17 protein-coding genes are annotated in these 22,670 nt (G+C 64.6%); 7 read left to right on the top strand and 10 right to left on the bottom strand.

The features are described from left to right. Positions 1-49: 49 nt before the first annotated feature. Positions 50-2,686, bottom strand: coding sequence for an aminopeptidase N (pepN, locus tag ALII_RS0105985; RefSeq protein WP_024586417.1), 2,637 nt, complete (start codon positions 2,684-2,686; stop codon positions 50-52). A 147-nt stretch (positions 2,687-2,833) separates the two neighbouring features. Here pepN and ALII_RS0105980 point away from each other — a divergent pair, with 147 nt between their 5' ends. Both ALII_RS0105980 and ALII_RS0105975 read left to right on the top strand, forming a co-directional pair. Beyond that, positions 2,834-5,137, top strand: a complete 2,304-nt coding sequence (locus ALII_RS0105980; protein WP_024586416.1) for a xanthine dehydrogenase family protein molybdopterin-binding subunit — start codon at positions 2,834-2,836, stop codon at positions 5,135-5,137. A 72-nt stretch (positions 5,138-5,209) separates the two neighbouring features. Further along, a complete protein-coding gene (locus tag ALII_RS0105975) occupies positions 5,210-6,166 on the top strand; it encodes a DMT family transporter (protein ID WP_024586415.1) in 957 nt (318 codons plus the stop codon). 5 nt (positions 6,167-6,171) lie between these two features. Here ALII_RS0105975 and ALII_RS0105970 read toward each other — a convergent pair whose 3' ends face one another. Further along, positions 6,172-7,005: a uracil-DNA glycosylase gene (locus ALII_RS0105970; RefSeq protein WP_024586414.1), complete on the bottom strand. Its 834-nt coding sequence runs from the start codon at positions 7,003-7,005 to the stop codon at positions 6,172-6,174. A gap of 205 nt (positions 7,006-7,210) precedes the next feature. Between ALII_RS0105970 and ALII_RS0105965 the strand changes: the two genes are divergently transcribed. Beyond that, the gene (locus ALII_RS0105965) at positions 7,211-8,926 is read left to right on the top strand and encodes an electron transfer flavoprotein-ubiquinone oxidoreductase (RefSeq protein WP_024586413.1); all 1,716 of its coding nucleotides are present in this window, start codon (positions 7,211-7,213) and stop codon (positions 8,924-8,926) included. A 123-nt stretch (positions 8,927-9,049) separates the two neighbouring features. Here ALII_RS0105965 and ALII_RS0105960 read toward each other — a convergent pair whose 3' ends face one another. The 3 genes from ALII_RS0105960 to ALII_RS0105950 all read right to left on the bottom strand — a co-directional run bounded on the left by ALII_RS0105960 (position 9,050) and on the right by ALII_RS0105950 (position 11,834). Continuing rightward, positions 9,050-10,057 (bottom strand): endonuclease/exonuclease/phosphatase family protein, encoded by a 1,008-nt coding sequence (locus tag ALII_RS0105960; protein ID WP_024586412.1) that lies wholly within the window; start codon positions 10,055-10,057, stop codon positions 9,050-9,052. Between the two features lie 7 nt (positions 10,058-10,064). After that, positions 10,065-11,567, bottom strand: a complete 1,503-nt coding sequence (locus tag ALII_RS0105955) for an AMP nucleosidase (RefSeq protein ID WP_024586411.1) — start codon at positions 11,565-11,567, stop codon at positions 10,065-10,067. A gap of 69 nt (positions 11,568-11,636) precedes the next feature. Then, positions 11,637-11,834 carry a hypothetical protein gene (locus ALII_RS0105950; protein WP_024586410.1) on the bottom strand — a complete coding sequence of 66 codons (198 nt, stop codon included), beginning with the start codon at positions 11,832-11,834 and terminating at the stop codon, positions 11,637-11,639. A gap of 121 nt (positions 11,835-11,955) precedes the next feature. On the opposite strand from ALII_RS0105950, the gene ALII_RS22650 reads away from it, so the two are divergent. The 3 genes from ALII_RS22650 (at position 11,956) to ALII_RS21050 (ending at position 14,350) form a co-directional block, all read left to right on the top strand. Then, positions 11,956-12,096 carry a hypothetical protein gene (locus tag ALII_RS22650; protein WP_161632240.1) on the top strand — a complete coding sequence of 47 codons (141 nt, stop codon included), beginning with the start codon at positions 11,956-11,958 and terminating at the stop codon, positions 12,094-12,096. A 225-nt stretch (positions 12,097-12,321) separates the two neighbouring features. Beyond that, a complete protein-coding gene (locus ALII_RS0105940; protein WP_024586408.1) occupies positions 12,322-12,636 on the top strand; it encodes a hypothetical protein in 315 nt (104 codons plus the stop codon). A gap of 118 nt (positions 12,637-12,754) precedes the next feature. Further along, on the top strand, positions 12,755-14,350 hold the full coding sequence (locus ALII_RS21050; protein WP_024586407.1) for an alpha/beta hydrolase: 1,596 nt from the start codon (positions 12,755-12,757) through the stop codon (positions 14,348-14,350). A gap of 56 nt (positions 14,351-14,406) precedes the next feature. Here ALII_RS21050 and ALII_RS0105930 read toward each other — a convergent pair whose 3' ends face one another. Further along, positions 14,407-14,751, bottom strand: a complete 345-nt coding sequence (locus ALII_RS0105930; RefSeq protein WP_024586406.1) for a DUF2147 domain-containing protein — start codon at positions 14,749-14,751, stop codon at positions 14,407-14,409. Positions 14,752-15,156: 405 nt separating this feature from the next. On the opposite strand from ALII_RS0105930, the gene ALII_RS0105925 reads away from it, so the two are divergent. Next, positions 15,157-15,414, top strand: a complete 258-nt coding sequence (locus ALII_RS0105925) for a sel1 repeat family protein (RefSeq protein ID WP_024586405.1) — start codon at positions 15,157-15,159, stop codon at positions 15,412-15,414. 240 nt (positions 15,415-15,654) lie between these two features. Here the strand turns inward: ALII_RS0105925 and ALII_RS0105920 are convergent, their stop codons facing one another. The 4 genes from ALII_RS0105920 to ALII_RS0105905 all read right to left on the bottom strand — a co-directional run bounded on the left by ALII_RS0105920 (position 15,655) and on the right by ALII_RS0105905 (position 22,660). Next, entirely contained in the window at positions 15,655-16,092 is a 438-nt protein-coding gene (locus ALII_RS0105920) for a hypothetical protein (protein ID WP_024586404.1), read from the bottom strand. An 87-nt stretch (positions 16,093-16,179) separates the two neighbouring features. Continuing rightward, a complete protein-coding gene (locus tag ALII_RS0105915; RefSeq protein ID WP_024586403.1) occupies positions 16,180-18,144 on the bottom strand; it encodes an acetyl/propionyl/methylcrotonyl-CoA carboxylase subunit alpha in 1,965 nt (654 codons plus the stop codon). Positions 18,145-18,222: 78 nt separating this feature from the next. Further along, positions 18,223-20,901 carry a PQQ-binding-like beta-propeller repeat protein gene (locus ALII_RS0105910; RefSeq protein ID WP_024586402.1) on the bottom strand — a complete coding sequence of 893 codons (2,679 nt, stop codon included), beginning with the start codon at positions 20,899-20,901 and terminating at the stop codon, positions 18,223-18,225. A 151-nt stretch (positions 20,902-21,052) separates the two neighbouring features. After that, entirely contained in the window at positions 21,053-22,660 is a 1,608-nt protein-coding gene (locus ALII_RS0105905; RefSeq protein ID WP_024586401.1) for a carboxyl transferase domain-containing protein, read from the bottom strand. Positions 22,661-22,670 lie beyond the last annotated feature (10 nt).

Raw genomic sequence — 22,670 nt, 5'->3', positions numbered from 1 at the left:
CGGATCGCACGACGCTGCGTCCTTTTGGACTCAATCGCCGGCCGCGCCTCTATCCGAGCGTGCGTTCGACGATGTCCTTCAAATCCGTCGAGAGGCCGGGAACCGCAGCGATGCGCGCGAGTTCGGCGCGGGCATGACCTTGCCGGCCAGGCTCGAGCGAGCGCCATGAGCGAAAGGCGGTCGCAAGCCGCGCAGCAACTTGCGGATTGCGCTTTTCGACCTCGATGATGCGGTCGGCGAAGAAGCGGTAGCCGGCGCCGTCGGCCCGGTGGAAGCCGGTCTGGTTGGAACTGGCGAAGGTGCCGATGAGGGAACGGACGCGATTGGGGTTGCCGATCGAGAAGGCACCGTGCGCCGTCAGTCCCTCGACGCGGGACAGCGCGGCCTCGCCCGGAATGGTCGCCTGGATCTGGAACCACTTGTCGAGCACCAGCGGGTTGTCGCCGTAGCGCGCTTCGAAATCGGCGAGCGCGGCCACGGTCTGCGTTTCCGTCGGGAAGCGATGCGCGAGGACGGCAAGCGCCGCGGCGCGTTCGGTCATGTTGGTCGCATCGCGATACTGGCTGGCCGCCAGTTCGGGCGTGCCCTGCGCTGCCGAGGCGTAGTCGAGGAGGACATTCCGCAGGGCGCGCCGGCCGGCGCTTTCCGCGTCCGGCGAGAATGAATCATCGCCTTGAAGATCGCCGTAAAGTGCCTCGAATGCTTCACGATTTGCCGCCGCGATGATGTCGACGAGTGTGTTGCGTGCGACATGGATCGCGTCGGGATCGATGTTCGAGCCGATCTCTCGGGCAACATCCGCCTCGCTCGGCGGCGTCAGCGCAAGCGCGCGATAGGCGGGCTCAAGGGCGTCGTCGGCCGCGATGGCGCCAAGCACTTCGGCAAGCCGACCGGCCATGTTGCTTTGCGGGGCGGGGGCTTTGCTCGTCTCGATCAAATGATCGGACAGGAGACCGTTCAGCGCCTGCCAGCGCGCGACGAGGTCGCTGTCGTGCCGGGCAAGAAACAGCCGGTCCTCGACGCTCTGCTCGCTCGCCAGCGTGATCGGTGCGGAAAAACCGCGGTTGAGAGAAATTGCGGGGCGCTCGGAAAGGCCGGTGAAACGGACCGTCTGCCGCCGCTTCTTCAGGTGGATCACGCCGTCGGCAAAGCTCGTCGCATCGACGGGTGCAGCATCGAGGTCGCTGCCATCCTTTCCGACGAGGCCGATGGCGAGCGGAATGTGCATGACGCGCTTGCGGCTTTCCAGCGGCGTCGGCGGAACCGACTGCTCGATGTCGAGCGAAAGTTCCCCGCGCGTCTCGTCATAGGCGGTGGAGACGCTAACATGCGGCGTGCCGGCCTGGTGATACCAGAGCGCGAACTGCGAGAGGTCGCGGCCCGAGACGTCCTCGAACACTTTGAGAAAATCCTCGATCGTCGCCGCGTCGCCGTCATGGCGTTCGAAATAGAGGTCCATGCCTTTTCGGAACGTCTCCGCGCCGAGGATGGTGCGGATCATCCGCACGACTTCCGAACCTTTTTCGTAGACGGTCGCCGTGTAGAAATTGTTGATCTCGCGGTAGCGGCGCGGGCGCACCGGATGGGCGAGCGGACCCTGGTCCTCGGGAAACTGCAGCGACTTCAGCGTGCGCACCTCGGCGATGCGCTTGACCGCGCGCGAGCGCATGTCGGAGGAGAATTCATGGTCGCGGAAAACGGTCAGCCCTTCCTTGAGGCAGAGCTGGAACCAGTCGCGGCAAGTGATTCTGTTGCCGGTCCAATTGTGGAAATATTCATGCGCGATGATCGCCTCGATATTGGCGAAATCGGCGTCGGTCGCGGTCTCCTCGTCGGCAAGGACGTATTTGTCGTTGAATATGTTGAGACCCTTGTTCTCCATCGCGCCCATATTGAAATCGGAGACGGCGACGATGTTGAAGACGTCGAGATCATATTCGAGGCCGAAGACTTCCTCGTCCCACGACATCGAGCGCTTGAGCGCGTCCATCGCGTAGGTCGCGCGCGCTTCCTTGCCCTTCTCGACATAGATGCCGAGCTCGACGGTGCGGCCCGAACGGGTGGTGAAACTGTCCGTGATGCGCCCCAGATCGCCGGCGACGAGCGCGAACAGATAGGACGGCTTGAGATGCGGGTCGTGCCAGACGGCATAGTGCCAGCCATCGGCAAGTTCGCCGCCTTCGACCGGATTGCCGTTAGAAAGAAGGATCGGCGCGGATGACTTTGGCGCCTCCACGCGCACCGTATAGACGGACATGACGTCCGGCCGGTCGAGAAAATAGGTGATGCGGCGAAATCCTTCCGCCTCGCATTGCGTGCAATAGACGCCGTTCGACAGGTAAAGCCCCATCAGCGCCGAATTGGCCTCGGGAGCGAGTTCCGTCTCGATGACGAGCGAAAACGATCCTTTCGGCAAGCGGGCGATGGTCAGACGGTCGGGCGTCGCCTCGAAACCTCCCGCCGGCAGTTGCGTGCCGTCCAGCGTCAACGACAGAAGCTTCAGCCCGTCGCCGTCGAGCACGAGCGGCGCGTCGAGCGCGGCATCCTCGCGCCGTTCGATGGAAAGCGTGACTGTCACGAGCGTGTGGTGTGGGTCGAGCCGGAAGGTGAGGTCGGTCGCGCGGATGGCGTAGTCGCTCGGGCGATAGTCCTCGAGACGGTAGACCTTGCCGGTGTCGATCGTCATGCTTTGCCCCTGGATGCGCGGAAACGGATTGCCGCACTCCGCGAGAATTGATCTGCTGGCCGGTCTTTACACGATGCTGGCCCTCGACAAAACTGTCGGTCCGCGCCAGTTCACTGGCATTCTCCCAAACGATCCGGAAAGTTTTCAATGAACGTGATGACGCCGAAGTTCGGAATGGGTGCGCCCGTCCGTCGCCTCGAGGACGATGCCTTCATCCGGGGGCAGGGCCGCTATACCGACGATTTGACGCGCGACGGCGTGCTGCATGGATATGTCCTCCGCTCGCCGATTGCCCGGGGCAGGTTCACCATTGCCTCGACGGAGGCGGCGCTCGGCGGCGACGGCGTCAGGCTTGTGCTGACCGGCGCGGATGTCGCCCATCTCGGCGCGCTGAAGTCCGGCGCCATGCAGAAGCAGCCCGACGGCACGCGCGCGCCGACCCGCGACATCCCGATCCTGTGCGCTGATGAAGTCGCCTATGTCGGCGATGCCGTCGCTTTCATCGTTGCGGACAGCCGTGCGCAGGCGCAGGACGCGGCCGATCTCTTGGAAGTCGATTTCGAGCCGGAGGATGCCGTCGCCGACATCGCGGCCGCCCTAGCGGATGATGCCCCGCAGGTCTGGAGCGAGCGCGGAGGCAACGTCGCCTTCGAATACAGGCTGGGCGAGGCCGATGCAGCCGATGCCGCCTTCGCGAAGGCCGCCAACGTCTCGCGGATCGAGTTCCGCAACAATCGCCTGGTTTCCAACTACATGGAACCGCGCTCGGCGCTGGGCGAATGGGTGGAAGGCGAGGATCGCTTCACGCTGACGACGGGATCGCAGGGCGTCCATTCGATGCGCCGGGTGCTGTGCGACCAGGTCTTCAACATCGGCCATGACAAGCTGCGCGTGGTCACGCCCGATGTCGGTGGCGGTTTCGGCACCAAGATGTTCACCTACCGCGAATATGCGCTGGTTCTGGAGGCGGCCAAGCGTCTCGGTCGCCCGGTCAAGTGGACCAGCGACCGGACCGAACATTTCCTGACCGACGCCCATGGCCGCGACAATCTCGCCGTCGCCGAGATGGCGATGGACGGGGAAGGACGCTTCCTGGCCCTGCGCGTGAAGACCGAGGCCAATATCGGTGCCTATTGCTCACAGGTCGGCCCATTCATCCCCTGGGTCGGCGCCACGATGTCGACGGGCGTCTACGACATCCGGGCGCTCGACGTGGTCATCCAGGGCATCTACACGAATACCACGCCCGTCGACGCCTATCGCGGCGCAGGCCGCCCCGAGGCGGCATTCCAGCTCGAAAAGCTCGTCGACCAGTGCGCGCGCGACCTGAAGCTGTCGGCGCCCGAAATCCGCCGGCGCAATTTCATCCGCCCCGAACAGTTCCCTTACACCACGCCGACGGGGCGCAAATACGATGTCGGCGAGTTCGATGGTCATCTGACGACCGCGCTGGAGCGTGCCGAATGGGACGGTTTCGACGCCCGCAACGAGGAGGCGAAGACGAAGGGCCGCATTCGCGGAATCGGTCTTGCGACCTATGTCGAGGCCTGTGCCTTCGCCGGCTCCGAGCCCGCTCATGTCGAACTCGACGCGGATGGAAACGTCACGCTTTCGATCGGCACCCAGTCGAACGGGCAGGGCCACGCGACGGCCTATGCGCAGTTCGTCGCCGAAAAGCTCAACGTCGACATTTCGCGGATCACGGTTCATCAGGGCGACACGGACCGGCTGGAGAAGGGCGGCGGCACGGGCGGCTCGCGCTCGATCCCGCTCGGCGGTGTCTCGGCCGCACGTGCCGGTGAGGACCTTGCCGAAAAGCTGAAGCGCATCGCGGCCGACGAACTCGAAGCCTCGCCCGCCGATATCGAGCTCGTCGACGGCACCGCGAAGATCGTCGGAACGGACCGGGTGATCGACTTCGCGGGCATCGCGCGCGCGGCGAAAAACGAGTCCGATCTCAAGGGCTTCGGCGAGTTCGTTCAGGACGAGGCGACCTATCCCAACGGCAGCCATGTCTGCGAGGTCGAGATCGACCCGGAGACCGGCGCGACGCAGGTCGTGCGCTACACGATCGTCGACGATTTTGGCGCGACCGTGAACCCGATCCTGCTGGCCGGCCAGGTCCATGGCGGCGTCGTGCAGGGGATCGGCCAGGCACTGTGCGAAGAGGCGGTCTATGGCGAGGACGGCCAGCTCGTCACGGCCAGCTTCATGGACTACGCCGTGCCGCGCGCCGACGATTTCCCGAACTTCCACTTCGAGACGCGCAACGTACCCTCGACCACCAACGCGCTCGGGATCAAGGGCGCGGGCGAGGCGGGGACGATCGGCGCCACGCCGGCCGCGCTGAATGCGGTGACGGACGCACTCTGGCGCGCCTACGGAATCGGACACATCGAGATGCCTGCTACGCCACAGCGTGTATGGCAGGCGATTCAGGACACGAAATAGGTTAACTGGATAATCGATTTCCGAATCGGCGCGGCGGCAACGTCGCCGCGCATTTTTATGGCAAGCGGGCGGATGAACAGACAAGAGGTGGAAGCCCTTTACGCGGACAGGAATCCGCTGACCGGCATTCTGCTCAAGGTCATCTCCGTCGCAACCTTCGTGGCGATGGCCTCGCTGATAAAGGCGGCGGGGCGGGTGCCGGCGGGCGAGATCGTCTTCTTCCGGTCCGCTTTCGCCATCCTTCCGATCCTGATCCTGCTTGCCTGGCGGCACGAACTGCGCTCGGCACTGAAGACCACGCGCCCCGTAAGCCACGTCGCGCGCGGTCTGGTGGGCGTGACGTCGATGGGGCTCGGCTTCTTCGCACTGACGCGATTGCCGCTGCCCGAGGCGATCACGCTCAACTATGCGCAGCCGCTTCTGGTCGTCGTCTTCTCGGCCCTTTTCATGGGCGAAGTCGTGCGCCTGTTCCGCTGGAGCGCCGTCGTCGTCGGGCTGATCGGCGTCGTCATCATCTCCTGGCCGAAGCTGACGCTCTTCACCGACGGTTCAACGATGGGCAATGACGAGGCGCTGGGCGTCACGGCGGCCTTGCTGGCGGCGGGCGTCTCGGCCATCGCCATGCTTCTGGTTCGCCGCCTCGTCCATACCGAGAAGACCGCGACGATCGTCCTCTGGTTCTCGCTGACGTCGACGGTCGCCGCGCTCGGCACCATTCCGTTCGGCTGGGTTCCGCTGACCGGCGGACAGGCGGCTTGTCTCATCGGCTCCGGCATTTGCGGCGGCGTCGGCCAGATCCTGATGACCGAAAGCTATCGCCACGCGCCGATGTCGACGATCGCGCCTTTCGAATACACGTCCATGATCCTCGGCATCGCCGTCGGCTTCTTCATCTTCGGCGATCTGCCGACGATCTACACGCTGGTCGGGGGCACCATCGTCGTCGGCGCCGGGCTCTTCATCATCTGGCGCGAGCAGCGGCTCGGTCTCAAGCGCGGCCAGGCCCGCAAGGTCACCCCGCCGGCCTGACGCCGTCAGCGCGGCGACACTTCCCCAAGCTTTGCCTTGATCTCCAGAAGATCGCGCCAGGCGAGCTTCTTGTGCGGCGGATTGCGCAGGAGATAATCGGGATCGAAAGTCGACAGTGCCGTGATCGATCCCTCGCCGATCTTGCACTGCCACCATTTGCCCCTGACCCGCACGATGCTTTCGGGCGAGCGCGACATGACCTTCGTCGCCAGATCGCCGAGCGGAACCAGCAGCTTCGGCTGGACGAGTTCGATCTGCCGTTCGAGAAACGGGCGGCAGATTTCGATCTCGATGGCCGTCGGCGCGCGATTTCCCGGCGGACGCCACGGAATGACATGCGCGAGATAGGCATTGGAGCGGTCGAGCCCGATCGCGGCCATCATGCGGTCGAGCAATTGCCCAGACCGCCCGACATAGGGCCGGCCCTCGATGTCCTCGTCGCGACCGGGTGCGTCTCCGATGAAGAGGATGTCGGCGGCAACGTCGCCTTCGCCGAAAACGAGGCTCTTGGCCGTCAGCGCCAGATTGCAGCCGTCGAAGCCCTGCATTGTCTCGCGAAGCGCCTCCAATGACATGGCTTCGCGGGCAAGAAGCCGCGCGCGTTCGCTCTGTCCCTCGTCGGGAACGCTCGTTTGTGCGCGGGAGGGTGCGGCAGGCGTGGGGCGGTCAGCCGCACGCGCAGCGCGCAGTTGAGGCGCCGAAACTTCGGTCGCGCTTGCTGGAATGACCGGCTGCTCGGTCGCCGCAAAGCGGTCCACGGCCTCGTCCATCAATGCGTCGTCCACGCCGCTGTCGGCATAGAAGAGCAGGAGCTCGCGCAGGTTGATCGTGTCGGCCATGCCTTCTCTATACCGATCGGCAGGCAGGTGGCCAAGCGCGCGATTATTTGACGTTTACGTCAACGGAATATAGATTGCGCGCTACGGCCTGTCGCATGGCGTGAGTTATGGTTTCGCTTAGGAAACCGATGCGATAAGCACGCATTATGACATCAGGCAGCGTCGCGGACGACGCAACCGACGGACAAGCGGGTGGGAGATCGACATGAGTGAAGTTGAACGCGAGAGCATGGAATTCGACGTCGTGATCGTGGGCGCCGGCCCCGCCGGTCTCGCCGCTTCGATCCGCTTGAAGCAGCTCAATCCCGATCTTTCCGTCGTCGTCCTGGAGAAGGGCGCCGAGGTCGGCGCGCATATCCTCTCGGGCGCCGTGGTCGACCCGATCGGCATCGACAGGCTCCTGCCCGAATGGCGTGCGGAAAGCGATCATCCGTTCAAGACGCCGGTGACGGACGACCAGTTCCTCCTGCTCGGCCCGGCAGGTTCGATCCGCATCCCGAATTTCCTGATGCCGCCCCTGATGAACAATCACGGCAACTACGCGGTCTCGCTCGGCAATGTCTGCCGCTGGCTCGCCGGCCACGCCGAGGCGCTGGGTGTCGAAATCTATCCGGGCTTCGCCGCTGCCGACCTCATCTACAATGACGAAGGCGCCGTCACCGGCGTCCTCACCGGCGACATGGGCGTCGAGCGTGACGGCACGCATGGCCCGTCCTACGCGCCCGGCATGGCGCTCCTCGGCAAATACGTTCTGATCGGCGAGGGCGTGCGCGGTTCGCTGGCCAAGAAGCTGATCGAGAAATTCGAGCTTTCGAAGGACGCGCAGCCGCAGAAATTCGGCATCGGCCTGAAGGAACTCTGGCAGGTTGCGCCGGAAAAGCACAAGCCCGGCCTCGTCCAGCACTCCTTCGGCTGGCCGCTGAACTCGAAGACGGGCGGCGGCTCGTTCCTTTATCACCTCGAGGACAACCAGGTCGCAGTCGGCTTCGTGGTTCACCTGAACTACAAGAACCCGTATCTCTCGCCCTTCGAGGAATTCCAGCGCTTCAAGACGCATCCGGCGATCCGCGACACGTTCGACGGCGCCAAGCGCGTCTCCTACGGCGCGCGCGCGATCACCGAGGGTGGCTACCAGTCGGTGCCGAAGCTGACCTTCCCGGGCGGCGCGCTGATCGGCTGCTCGGCCGGCTTCGTCAACGTGCCGCGCATCAAGGGTTCGCACAATGCGGTTCTGTCGGGCATGCTCGCGGCCGAAAAGGTCGCGGAGGCGCTTGCCGGCGGCCGCTCCCATGACGAGATCGCTGCCTACGAGGCCGAATGGCGTGGTAGCGACATCGGCAAGGATCTGAAACGGGTGCGCAACGTCAAGCCGCTCTGGTCGAAGTTCGGCACCTGGATCGGCGTCGGCCTCGGCGGGCTCGACATGTGGACGAACCAGCTCTTCGGCTTCTCCTTCTTCGGCACGCAGTCGCACGGCAAGCCGGACTATGCGGCGCTGGAGCCGGCCGACAAGCACACGCCGATCGCCTATCCCAAGCCCGACGGCGTCCTCACCTTCGACCGCCTGTCCTCGGTGTTCCTGTCGAACACCAACCACGAGGAAAGCCAGCCGATCCACCTCCAGGTGAAGGACCCGGAACTGCAGAAGCGTTCGGAATACATGGTCTTTTCCGGCCCCTCGACGCGCTACTGCCCGGCCGGTGTCTATGAATGGGTCGACGCGGACGGCAACGGCCTGACCGGCGGCCCGGCCTCGCCGACCAAGGGCGGTGAAGTCTCGCATTCGGAGCCCGACGCGCGCTTCGTCATCAACGCGCAGAACTGCGTCCACTGCAAGACCTGCGACATCAAGGACCCCAACCAGAACATCAACTGGGTGCCCCCGCAGGGCGGTGAGGGGCCGGTCTATCCGAATATGTGAGCAGGGAGTGAATGGTGAATGGTGAATAGTGAATGGGAGTTGATCGGCTTTTGGCCTTGACGTTGCCGAGTAGCCGAAACGACTACATTCACCATTCACCATTCACCATTCACCATTCACCATTCACCGCCATGCCTGCAACACCTCCGCCTCCGGCTCCTGCGACAGGATGGAAAACTCCACCAGCACCGGTAGGTGATCCGATCCGACCGCCGGCAGCGCTTGCGCCTTACCGACGACCACGCCGCCCTTGGCCATGATCTGGTCGATCGGGAGCCCGATCCAGGGCCGCAAGGCATCCGGCAATCGCCGGTCGAGATAGGTGGGGCCGATGCCGCGCACGATGTGAAGCCCGCCGAGTTCGGCGGTGCGGCGCACAGTCTGGCTCCACGGCACGGCGTTGAAGTCGCCGGCGAGGATCGCGCTGTCGGCAAGGTTCGGCAGATCGTCCTCGATGCGCGACAGGTGCCAGGACTGGCCGAACGGCCACGGCCAGCCGAGATGCATCGCGACGACGCTTGCGCGCCGCCCCGCGAAATCGACCTCGACATTGGCGAACGACCCGCGATCGCCGCAGGCGTCGGCCGGGTTGGAGACGAATGGCCGGCGCGACAGGATGGCCACGCCGCCGATATGCGTCGGCGGCGGGCAGACGATGCGGTGGGGATAGGTGGCGTCGAGAACCGACAAACGCTCGGCCCAAAGGTCCGAGACCTCGGTGAGCGTCACGATATCGGGCCGGTGCTCCCCGATCGCGGAAAGCACGAGCTCGGGCCTGTCATTGTCATAGCGAAGGTTGAGATGCATCAGCCGGAAGACGGGCATCGACGCTGAGTCGAGATCGGCGACCAGTCCCGCCTTGCGTGCCGATGCGTCCGAAAAGCCGCCGAGCGTCGTCCAGATCGCGCCAATGCCGAGCAGCAACGCGAAAGCCGCTTCCGGCCAGTAACGCAGGGCGGTCAGCGGCAGGATTCCCATGATCAGCAAGGCCGCAAGGTGAATGCGGAAATGCGAGAAGGAATCGAACGCCGGATGAAGGCGTCCCAGAAAGCCGAAGATCAGCGCCCCCGCAATGCCGAGGACGCTGCCGAGCGCGACGAGCCTGAGAAGAAGCGACCAGTCGATCCGCATGTCCTTCCTACTGGAACGCCGTCTCGGAAAAACTGCGCAGCTTGCGCGAATGAAGCTTTTCCGGTGCCATCTCGGCGAGCTTTTCGAGTGCCCGGATGCCGATCGTCAGATGCTGGGCGACCTGGCGCTTGTAGAAATCGGTCGCCATGCCGGGCAGCTTCAGTTCACCATGCAGCGGCTTGTCGGAGACGCACAGCAGCGTCCCGTAGGGCACGCGGAAGCGGAAGCCGTTCGCCGCGATCGTCGCCGATTCCATGTCGAGCGCGATGGCGCGGCTTTGCGACAGGCGCTGCACCGGACCGCGCTGTTCGCGCAGTTCCCAGTTGCGGTTGTCGATCGTGGCGACGGTGCCGGTGCGCATGATGCGCTTCAGCTCATAGCCGGACAGCCCGGTCACTTCCGCAACGGCTTCCTGCAGCGCGACCTGGATTTCGGCAAGCGCCGGGATCGGCACCCAGACGGGAAGGTCGTCGTCGAGCACGTGATCCTCGCGCACATAGGCGTGGGCGAGGACGTAGTCCCCCAGCGCCTGCGTGTTGCGAAGGCCCGCGCAATGGCCGAGCATCAGCCAGGCATGGGGCCGCAGAACCGCGATGTGGTCGGTGATCGTCTTGGCGTTGGACGGGCCGACGCCGATATTGACCATCGTGATGCCGCCATGGCCTTCGCGGGTCAGGTGATAAGCCGGCATCTGCGGCATGCGTGTCGGGCTCGCACCGTCATGCGGCATGGTCTCGCCGGCCTTGGTGACGACGTTGCCCGGCTCGACGAAGCTCGTATAGCCGCCGCCGCCATCGGCCATCAGGTTGCGGGCATGGACGCAGAACTCGTCGATGTAGAACTGGTAGTTGGTGAAGAGCACATAGTTCTGGAAATATTGCGGGCTGGTCGCGGTGTAGTGCGTCATCCGGTGCAGCGAATAGTCGATGCGCTGCGCGGTGAACGGCGCCAGCGGCATCGGGTCGCCGGCCAGCGGCTCGTAGGTGCCGTTGGCGATGTGGTCGTCGGTGGCGTTCAGGTCCGGCACGTCGAACAGATCGCGCAGCGGGCGCTTGATCCGGTCGGCGACCGATGCCTCGACATAGGTGCCTTCGAGAAAGGCGAAATGCAATGGGATCGGCGTCTCGGATTCGGACACCGTGATCGGCACGCCGTGATTGCGCATCAGGAGCGTCAACTGGTCCAGCAGGTAGCTGTCGAAGAGGTCCGGCCGCGTGATCGTCGTGGTGTAATGGCCCGGCTGCGGCATGTGGCCATAGGCAAGGCGGCTGTCGACGAGGCTGAAGGAGGAGGTGGTGACGCCGACTTCCGGGTAATAGGCACGGAACCGCTTATGCTCGATCTCGCCCTCGGCGAGGCTTGCGAAGCTGTCGCGCAGGAACTGCGTGTTGCGCTCGTAAAGCGCTTTCAGCGCTTCGATCGCCTCGCGGGCATCCATGAAGCTTTTCGGCTGGAAGGGCGGGGGGCTCGATACGTGCTCGATGGCGGCGGGGTAGATTCTCTTTTCCATGACCCATTATAGGGGGTCGTGATGTCGGTTGCGAGACGCTCGCATGGCTCCATGCAACGACTTTTCGTCTCAGCCGGTTCGCTGCAGGCTCATCAGTAGCACGAAACCGACGCCGCCGCCCTGGCTGGACGTGTCTTCGATGAAGGCGGGCCCCGATGCCGACCCCTGCGTTGCATAGCCGAGCGGTGTCGAAAGGGCCGCAATGACGAGGAGGACGCGCGACGCCATCTTGAAGCCGTTTCGGATCGTGATGCGGTCGCGCGACATAGGCATTCTCCTCGTCTATCTCGATTGGACGTCGCCGCAGGACGGCGCGCGGTCGAAAAGGCAGTTGGTCGGCGATTTCAGATCGAGCACGCGGGCGGGCCGGCTGGCTTCGGCAACGAGAATGGAAAGGCCCATTCCGAAGAACATCATCATCATGCAGACGATGGAAAACCTGCGCGCCAACATCTTCGATCCCTCGCTCGAGCGTTGCCTTGTCGAATGTTGGCTGGATCATGGCGGGCAGGCGCTGAACTTGGCCTGAGAGGGCCGTTCATCCGCGCTTCATCTAGATTGAAAATTCGTAATGGCGAAAATCGGTGCCGATTCCACGGCAATTCCAACGCAGCTTCAAACGCTCGTTCAATCGCGGCGTCTCTAGAACGGTTCATGACGATCAGACGGACGTGATTTCCGGATTGTCCAAACCGCCCGTCAAGCAGCGAGAACAGCCGCAGCGGGTCAAACCAAAAAAGATGGGATTCATCCAATGAAAACGACACATGTCATGCTGAGCACGTTTGCGGTCGCGGCCGCGCTGATGACCTCCACCGGGTGGGCGCAGGAATCGCCCCCGATCCTGGTGTGGGACGACAACGGAGTCCTGTTGAGCGAAAACGGCTACCAGTCGATGGCGCCGGCCTTCGCCGCGCAGGAAGAACCGTCGATGGCAGCCGAGGAACGCACTTTCGCGATGTCGCCGCTGACGACCGGCAGCATCGACGATGGGCAGTGGTCCTTCGACGACCATCCGTTCGGAAACTACGCCGCGAATGTCCGCCTCGACGACCTTCGCGGGCAATAAATGACGAGGGGGCGAGCGCCGCCGGCAGATTGCTGGCGGCGCATTGTTAGACGGACCCGTTCGAGAGTGGTAAACTGGTCCCTGGCGCGGGCATCGTCCGAACCGTGGGACCGGTTCCATGTCATCCCCACTCAGCATCGCCGTACTCGGCGAATTGCGGGTCGCCAGCGGCTCGCTCACCCATTCCCTTCCTGCCTCGCGCAAGACGCGTGCTCTGCGGGCCTATCTCGCGCTCACCGGCCGCCCGCACCGGCGCGAACGCCTCTGCGAATTGTTCTGGGACCTGCCGGACGACCCGCGTGGCTCGCTGCGCTGGTCGTTGAGCAAGATTCGCGGCGTGATCAATGGTCAGGACGGCGCCCGCCTCCTGGCGGACAGGGAGCGGATATCGCTCGAGGTCGACGACGATACGATCGATTTCCGGAAAGCGCGCCGCCTCGTAGATGCAAGTCTCGACCAGGTTCCACTCGCCCGCCTGCACGAAATGGCTGACGCCCTTGCGCAGCCGCTTCTGGAAGGCCTCGACCTGCCCAATTGCGACGGCTATCAGCGCTGGCTGGCGGGCGAGCGCGAGGAGGCGTTGCGGCTGCGCCTGGCGGTGCTTCAACGCATCACGCTCCACAAGGAGACGAGCGACCAGGAAGCGGTGCGCTGGGTGCGGGACTGGCACGCCTCCGATCCGCTCTCGCCGGAGGCTGCCGGCATCCTGGCCCGGACGCTGAAGAAGATTGGCCGACCGGAGGAAGGCGATCTTGTCGCCGCGCGCTTTCGGCGCGCTCGTCTCGAAGCGGGATTGCCGCCCGGGCCGGACCTTCTGGCCGAGCCCCCGGCCTCCAGCGAGGCGATCAAGGTCGGAAAGATGCTGCGTCAGCAGACGATCCGCTTTTGCGAATCCTCGGACGGCGTGCGCCTCGCCTATGCTTCGGTCGGGGCCGGGCCGGCGGTGGTGAAGGCCGCGAACTGGCTCAACCATCTCGAACTCGACTGGCAAAGCCCCATCTGGTCGAAAACCTTCCAGGCCTTGTCCGACCATCGCACCTTCATCCGCTATGATGAACGCGGCAACGGGCTGTCGGACTGGGACGTGGCCGATATCGGCTTCGAGGCCTTCGTCAGCGATCTGGAGACAGTCGTCGACGCGATCGGGCTGGAGAGCTTTCCGCTGATCGGCATGTCGCAGGGCTGTGCGGTTTCCATTGCCTATGCGGTGCGTCATCCCGAGCGCGTCACCGCGCTGGTGCTGATCGGCGGCTACGCGGCCGGCTGGCGCATCGGCGCTTCGTCAGAGGAGCGAGAGCGGCGCGAGGCGGTGATGACGCTGACCCGGCTTGGCTGGGGCACCAACAACGCCGCCTACCGCCACATCTTCTCGCAGACCTTCATGCCGGACGGCAATCCGGAGGAACTGGCATGGTTCGACGAGTTCCAGCGTCAGACGACATCGCCCGAAAACGCCGTCCGGTTCCAGCACGCATTCGGCGATATCGACGTGCGCAACATGCTGGGAGATGTCCGCGCGCCCGCGCTCGTGCTCCACGCCCAGCACGACCAGCGCATCACGCTCGAACAGGGCCGTGAACTGGCGATCGGCATCCCCGGCGCGCGGTTCGTGCCGCTCGAAAGCCGCAGCCACATCGTCCTCGGCCACGAGCCGGCATGGACCGTGCTGATGCGCGAGGTGGACGCGTTTCTGACCGAGCACGAGGCACGATAGAACGAGAAAAGCCGCTGCGGCGCGTGGCGGCAGCGGCTTCTTGCGTCGCAGAAAGCTTACTGACGGGTCAGATCTTCGCCGCGGCAGATCAGGCCCCCCATGACGCAGCCGCTCATCTTCATCGTATTTCCGTTGACGGAAGCCTTGCCGTTATAGGTCTTGCCTTCGTCGAGCACGTTGACCGTGCCCTTGTAGTTGGCGCCCGAGCCGGCCATCGTGCCGATCGGCTGGCCGTTATACTGGCCGGACCGCACGGTGCCGCAGAACCCGCCGGAGCAGGGCGCGAACTCGATCAGCGTACCGTTGCCGCGTACCCACATGCCCTCGATCGGCTCGGCCGCGAATGCGGGTGCCGAAACGAGAGCGCAAGCAGCCAAGGCTGCCCAGAACTGAACCTTCATCAACTTCCTCCCAAAACGCGCAGCGTGCCGAAAGCTTACGCAAACGTAAACGTAATCGAGTTTCACGCGGTTGGGAAGTGGCCGGCGAAGCAGAATCCAACGTCGGTTTTCGGCGTTGGGGACGACTTTCTTGCCAGGCCGATCGGAAAAGGCGGGATTCAAGGTTAGCGCCGGGTAAACGGCAAATGTGGCAATTGTCTTGAAGTTCTCTAAACGGCCGCGCAATTGCGGGCTTTCCATGCTTAACGAATTGGGCGGTTTACTGAAAATTTGAGCTTTGTTTGAACCTCGTTAAGCACGCCTTTTTACGGCGGATTCAAGCCTGCCGGGCATTCTTTCCCCATCACACAGCAACAAGGGACGCACGGAAATATCCGGCTCTCGGGATGTAACAGGGGACTTGAAATGGCACGCTACGAAATGATCGAAGCCGGCATCGGCTCCACTGCACAGGCCGACATTCTCTTCGAACTGGGCATGATGTACGCCACCGGCCGCGACTGCGACGTCGATGTCGTCGCCGCCCACAAATGGTTCAACATCGCAGCCATCAAGGGCAGCGACCGCGCGGTGCAGCTTCGCCAGGAACTGTCTTCCGCCATGACCAAGACCGACATCGCCAAGGCGCTGCGCGAAGCGCGCGAATGGATGACGACGCACTGATCGGAATTACCGGACGACCGGCAACAGAGCGGGAAGACCCGCCGGGCGATACAGGGAAAGCGCAGACAACGACGAAGGGCCGCCTCCATTGGGAAGCGGCCCTTTTGTTTGCGTTGAGATGCCTCTGATTGGCTATCCGTATGTCTGCGTTGAGATTCTTCGCGCCCCCCTCTGTCCTGCCGAGTTCTGTCCCGAAAGGGGATCGCTCAAGCGATCACACCGAAGCCATACAGCCTCCCGTCAATCGGAATAGGCGCGGTCGAGCAGTTCCATCGTGATGTCGGCGCAGGCTCGGGCGTCCTCGCGCGGGCCGCATTTGACCTCGACCTTGACCCCGCCATCGTCGTCGATCTCGACCTTGAACTCCGGCCCCTGTGCGCGCCGCATGCCGCGTCCGCCATGGTGGCGCGGGCCGTCGCCGCGCATGTGATGGCGCGGACCGCCATGACGTCCCATCCGGTCCGGACCGCCGCGCCGTTCGTGCATCGCCGCACCACCTTCGGGGCCGTCGACCAGTTCGTCATCGACCTCGGGGTTCGGCGGCGGGGGTGGCGGCGCTGCGGGCTGTTCGGCTGTCGGCGCGTCGCTGCCGGGTGGCGGCGGGGCAGGGGGCGTCTGCGCGAAGGCGACCGAACTCGAAAGAGCGATCGCGGAAAGGGTGAGGAGCAGTGAACGCATGGAATCCTCCGTTGGGGTTGCCATTCCCAACGGCTGGCGATTCCGGCTGTTCCTTGACTAGCGACAGCCTGCGATCACGATTTCGCGTCAGCCGGCCATGGCGGGCGCGGGTGCTTCCTCGAACCGCACCAGCACCGTACCGTCCGTCACCTGAGCGCCTTCAGTGACGATGTCGGCGATCGTGCCGTCATGCGGCGCGGCGATCGTGTGCTCCATCTTCATCGCTTCGAGCACCAGCAGCGCCTGACCTTTCTGGACCGCGTCGCCGGGCTGTACGCGCACCATCTTGACGAGGCCGGGCATCGGCGCGCGCAGCGCATCGCCGCCGCCCGACGCTTCCTCGGCCCGCGCGAACGGGTCGTCGAGCGTGAAATCATGGCTGCCGGTCTCGTCGAAGACCGTGACATGGCCCTTCCACGAAGCCGCCTTGCCCCGATCGGCTTCGGAAAGCACAAAGGTCTCGCCGTCGATTTCGGTCTCGTATCGCCCGTCGGGGCGCGGTCGCACCCGTCCGGTCCGCTTGTTTTCCCCGGCCGCGAGCACAACCGATTTCGCCAGACCGCCGAAATGCCCGTATCCGACAAGGTCGGACCACGGATCGCCATCGCGCGGCGACGAGGAACCGGCGGCGGCGAGTGCGGCGATGGCAGCAGCACGCGACGTCGCCTTGCCGGGACGGGTGAGTTCGGGCTGCTTGCGTGCGATCAGGCCCGTATCGACATTGCCGGATGCAAAATCGGCGTCCGAGGCGAGGGCCGACAGGAAGCGCGCATTGACCGTCGAACCGGCCACCTGCGTCGCATCGAGAGCCTCGACCAGTCCCGAAAGCGCCGCCGAGCGGTCGTCCGCGTGGACGATGACCTTGGCGATCATCGGATCGTAGAAGGGAGAGATGGTGTCGCCGGAGCGCACGCCGGTATCGATACGCAATTCGGCGCCGGACTGAAGCGCGTCGGGGAACCGCAGATGATGGAGCGTGCCGATCGCCGGCAGGAAGTCGCGGGCGGCATCTTCCGCGTAAAGACGCGCTTCGACGGCATGTCCGTCGATGCCGATCCCCTCTTGTCGCAACGGGATCGCTTCGCCCGCCGCGACCCGCAATTGCCATTCGACGAGATCGACGCCGGTGATCATCTCGGTCACCGGATGCTCGACCTGAAGCCGCGTGTTCATTTCCATGAACCAGAAGCGGTCCGGGCGGAGCCCGTCCGACGCATCGACGATGAACTCGATCGTGCCTGCGCCCGAATAGCGGATCGCCTGCGCGGCCTTGACGGCAGCGGACGTCATCGCCGCGCGCATCGCCTGGTCCATGCCGGGGGCGGGGGCCTCCTCGATCACCTTCTGGTGGCGACGCTGCGCCGAGCAGTCGCGCTCGTAGAGGTGGACGACATTGCCGTGATTGTCGCCGAAGACCTGCACCTCGATGTGGCGCGGCTTGGAGACGTATTTCTCGACCAGGACCCGGTCGTCGCCGAACGAGGCCTTGGCTTCGCGTCGCGCGGCGGCGAGCGCCTCGGGAAACGCGTCCTGATCCTCGACGAGGCGCATGCCCTTGCCGCCGCCGCCGGCCCGCGCCTTGATGAGGACGGGAAAGCCGATCTCCTTCGCCTTCGAGGAAAGAACCACCAGTTCCTGCGCTTCGCCGTGATAGCCGGGCACCACCGGAACGCCGGCCTTTTCCATCAGCCGTTTGGCGGCATCCTTGAGGCCCATGGCGCGGATCGAGGCGGAGGAGGGACCGATGAAGACGAGACCGGCCGCCACGACCTGGTCGACGAAACCGGGATTTTCGGAGAGGAAGCCGTAGCCCGGATGGATCGCCTGCGCGCCGGTCGCCTTTGCGGCCTCGATGATGCGCTCGCCCTTGAGATAGCTCTCGCCGACCGGAGACGCGCCGATATGCACCGCCTCGTCGGCGAGCGCGACGTGCATCGCGTTGCGGTCGGCGTCGGAATAGACGGCCACGGTCGCGATCCCCATGCGCCGCGCCGTCTTGATGACGCGAGAGGCGATTTCACCGCGATTGGCGATCAGGATTTTCTTGAACATGGGTCCTCCGGAAACGAAAAGGCGGCGAAGCGTCTCGTGCTTCGCCGCCTTATAGCCGCCCGGTGATGGGGCGTCACCTCATTGCGAGGGTGAAGCCGCGCCCAGCCGGTATGCGATGATGTGGTCACCGGCGCGCGTTCCGGTCGAGCCGTGCCCTCCCGCGACGACGACGAGATACTGGTTGCCGTCCGCGCCGCGATAGGTCGAAGGCGTTGCCTGTCCGCCGGCCGGCAGGCGGTCCTGCCAGATTTCCTCGCCGGTCTGCAAGTCGTATGCACGCACGAAATAGTCGAGCGTGCCCGACAGAAACGCGACGCCGCCCTTGGTGACGATCGGCCCGCCAATGCCCGGCACGCCCATCTTGATCGGCAGCGGGATCGGCGAAAGATCACGCACCGTGCCGTTCACCCGCTGGTAGATCGTCTCGCCCGTCGTCAGGTCGACGGCGGCGATGTAGCCCCAAGACGGCTCCTGGCAGGGTGTGCCGATCGGCGACAGGAACGGCCCCATCTCGACCGCGTACGGCGCGCCGAAATTCTCGTTGAAGACCGGATCGCCTTCGCTGGTGACGACGCGCGTTTCCTGATCCTCGCGGGGGATCATCTTGGACGTGAAGGCGAGATAGACCGGCATGCCGAACATGATCTGCCGCTCGGGATCGACGGCGACCGAACCCCAGTTGAAGGTGCCGAAATTGCCCGGATAGACGATCGTGCCCTGTTCCGATGGCGGCGTATATGCGCCCTCATAGCGCATCTGGCGAAAGGCGATGCGGCAGGCGGCCTGATCGATCGGCGTCAGCCCCCACATGTCGCGCTCGCGCAGCGCCTCGGGACGAAAGCTCACCGCCGAGGCCGGTTGCGTCGGCGCCGTCCAGTCTCCCTCGACGGCACCTTGCGGCGCGGCGACTTCCTCGACCGGATGAACCGGCTCGCCGGTTTCGCGATTGAGGACGAAGACGTCGCCCTGCTTGGTCGGAACGACGAGCGAGGGCACCGTGTCACCGTCGATCGTCAGATCGATCAGCGCGGGCTGCGCGGGCACGTCGTAGTCCCAGAGGTCGTGATGGACGGTCTGGAACACCCATGCGACTTCGCCTGTGGAGGCGTTGAGCGCCGTCACGGACGAGGCGAAACGCTCGGTGTTCTCGCCGCGCTCGCCGCCATACTGGTCGGGCGATTCGTTGCCCATCGGCAGATAGACGAGGTCGAGGTCGGGATCGTAGCTCGCCACGCTCCACATGTTGGGCGAGTTGTTCTGATAGGTCTCGCCCTCGGCGATCGGCTGGGTCGCCTCGGGGTTCTTGCTGTCGAAGTTCCAGAGGAGTTCGCCGGTCCACACGTCGTAGCCACGGATGACGCCCGATGGAGATGTCGTGGAATCATTGTCGTTGACGGCGCCACCGACGATCACGACCGACGCGGTGACGACCGGCGGCGAGGTCGTGTAGACCGAGCCTGGCGTGATGTTCGGCATGTTGTGCCAAAGATTGATCGTACCGTCCTCGCCGCCGAAGCCGGCGCAGATTTCGCCTGTCTCGGCGCTGATCGAGATCAGCCGGCCATCGGAGGTCGGCGCGAACAGGCGGCGCTGGCACGCCTCTTCCTCATTGATGTAGCCGTCGCTGTCGCTGCGCGGCACGAGAGGATTTTGCGCGTCGGGCTCGGCCTGTCCGGTCACGACGTTCTGGTAGACCCCGGCAGCCTGCAGCGTGACGGATTCGACGCTCAATGCGAGACGCTGCTCGTTGGTCAGGTCCTCGCGAGGACCGGTTTCCTCAGTCTGTTCTGCCTGTTCGACCGGTGCGTCGCCGGATTCGGTCTCGGCGGCTTCCGTTTCGTCGTCTGGAGTGGCGGCTTCGCCTTCTGCCGGGGCGGCCGGCTGGGCTTCTGCCGGCGCCTGCTGCTGCTCAGCCACAGCGGGCGGGTTCGCGGCTCCGTCGAAATAGGAAACGCCGCGACAGGTCATGTGCTGCGTCGTCGGCGTCGGCGGCTGCTGAAGGTCCGGGTCAAAGCGCCAGCGCTCCTGACCGGTCACCGGATCGAGCGCGATCACCGTGCCGAACGGCGTGCACACATACATCATGTCCTGGATGACGAGCGGCGTGACCTGATAGGTCGTTTCCTGCGGATCGTCGGAGCTGCGCTCTTCGCCGGTCCGATAGGTCCAGGCGACTTCGAGATCGGCCACATTGTCCGGGGTGATGTCGGCGAGCGGGGAATAGCGCTGGCCCGCGGCCGTGCGGCCATAGGCGACCCACTCGCCCTCGTCGACGGTGCTCTCATACGTCGCGAGGCCCGCCATCTGTTCTGCCGGGAACGTCCCGCGCGCGATATCGCGCGGCTCCTGCCAGATCGCGAAGGCGGCGATGAGGCCGCTGACCAGAATCGCACCGGCGAGCGTCGCGCTGTTGGGACCGTAGACCGCCTTGGGCTGGCCCGGCTGGTGCATCGCGCGGATCATCGGCGGCAGAAGAAGCAGGATGCCGAGCGCGACGATGAGGCTGCCACGCGCCGAAAGCGCCCACCAGTCGAAGCCCGATTCCCAGATCGCCCAGACAAGCGTGACGAGCAACGTCAGCGCATAGACGGTAAGGCCGGACGGACGACGGTCCCACAGGAGGCCTGCCGAAATGATCAGGCCGACACCCATGACGACGTAGAACCACGAGCCGCCGAGCGATGCGAGCCAGGCGCCCTGGCCGGCAAGCGCAACGCCGATCAGGAGGATGATTGCGGATAGAATGATGCGGTACATTGCCGGCCCCGGTGAGCAATGAGAATTCAAGCCCACGTGGATGCGTCGGCTCCCCTGCGGCCGTCAAATGATGGCCGGCCTGCGCTCCGGATGGAGGGCACGCGAGGGCTGAACGTGCGAATGCGTGTCAGGTTCCCACGAAATGAACCGATTACATCCGGAAAACGCCGAATTTCGTCTCGGGAATCGGCGCGTTCAGCGCGGCCGACAGCGACAGCGCCAGAACCTCGCGCGTCTTCGCCGGGTCGATGATGCCGTCGTCCCACATACGGGCCGAGGAATAGAGCGGGTGGCCTTCATGCTCGAACTTGTCGAGGATGGGTTTCTTGAACGCCGCTTCCTCTTCCGCGCTCCATGAACCGCCGCGTCGCTCGATACCCTCGCGCTTGACGATGGAAAGCACGGTGGCCGCCTGTTCGCCGCCCATGACGGAAATGCGGGCGTTCGGCCACATCCAAAGGAAGCGGGGCGAATAGGCGCGGCCGCACATGCCGTAATTGCCCGCGCCGAACGAGCCGCCGATGATCATCGTCACCTTCGGAACCTTGGCGGTCGCAACCGCCGTCACAAGCTTGGCGCCGTCCTTGGCGATGCCGCCGGCCTCATATTTGCGCCCGACCATGAAGCCGGTGATGTTTTGCAGGAAGATCAGCGGGATCTTCCGCTGGCAGCACAACTCGATGAAATGCGCGCCCTTGACCGCGCTTTCGGAGAAGAGAACGCCATTGTTGGCGATGATGCCGACCGGCATCCCATAGAGATGCGCAAAACCGGTGATCAGCGTCGTGCCGTAGTTCGCCTTGAACTCGTCGAACTCGGAACCATCGACCACGCGGGCGATCACTTCGCGCACGTCGTAGGGCTGGCGCGTGTCCTGCGGGATGATGCCGTAAATCTCTTCCGGTGCGTGAACGGGCGGAATCGGCTCCCGAATATCCAGCGCCAAGTGCTTCTTGCGATTGAGGTTTCGAACGATCCTGCGAACGATGGCCAGGGCATGCTCGTCGTCGACGGCGTAGTGGTCGGCCACGCCGGATTCGCGGGTGTGGAGATCGGCGCCGCCAAGGTCTTCGGCCGAGACGACTTCGCCGGTCGCCGCCTTCACCAGCGGCGGGCCGCCGAGGAAGATCGTCGCCTGCTTCTTTACCATGACGGTCTCGTCCGACATCGCCGGCACATAGGCGCCGCCCGCCGTGCACGAACCCATGACGCAGGAGATCTGCGGAATGCCGGCGGCCGACATGTTCGCCTGATTGTAAAAGATGCGGCCGAAATGATCGCGGTCGGGGAAGACCTCGTCCTGGTTCGGCAGGTTCGCGCCGCCTGAATCGACGAGATAGATGCAGGGCAGATTGTTCTCGAGCGCGATCTCCTGCGCCCTAAGATGCTTTTTCACCGTCAGCGGATAATAGGTGCCACCCTTCACCGTGGCATCGTTGACGACCACCATCACCTCACGTCCCTCGACGCGGCCGATGCCGGCGATCAGGCCGGCTGACGCGATCTCGCCGCCATACATGTCGCTTGCCGCGAACTGTCCGATCTCGAGGAAGGGCGCGCCGGTGTCGAGAAGCTGCGCCAGCCGGTCGCGGGGGAGGAGCTTGCCGCGCGAGACGTGACGCTCGCGCGCTTCCTGCGGACCGCCGGCGCAAACCGTCTCGGCCTTTTCGCGCATCTGGTCGACCAGCCCGCGCATCGTCGCTTCATTGGCCTTGAAGGCGTCGGAGGAGGTCGAGATCTGGGATTGGATGGCGGGCATGTCCGTCTCT

The sequence above is a fragment of the Aliihoeflea sp. 2WW genome, assembly GCF_000497755.1.
In the GTDB taxonomy this organism is placed as follows: domain Bacteria; phylum Pseudomonadota; class Alphaproteobacteria; order Rhizobiales; family Rhizobiaceae; genus Aliihoeflea.
This window is presented reverse-complemented; position numbering and strand designations above follow the sequence as displayed.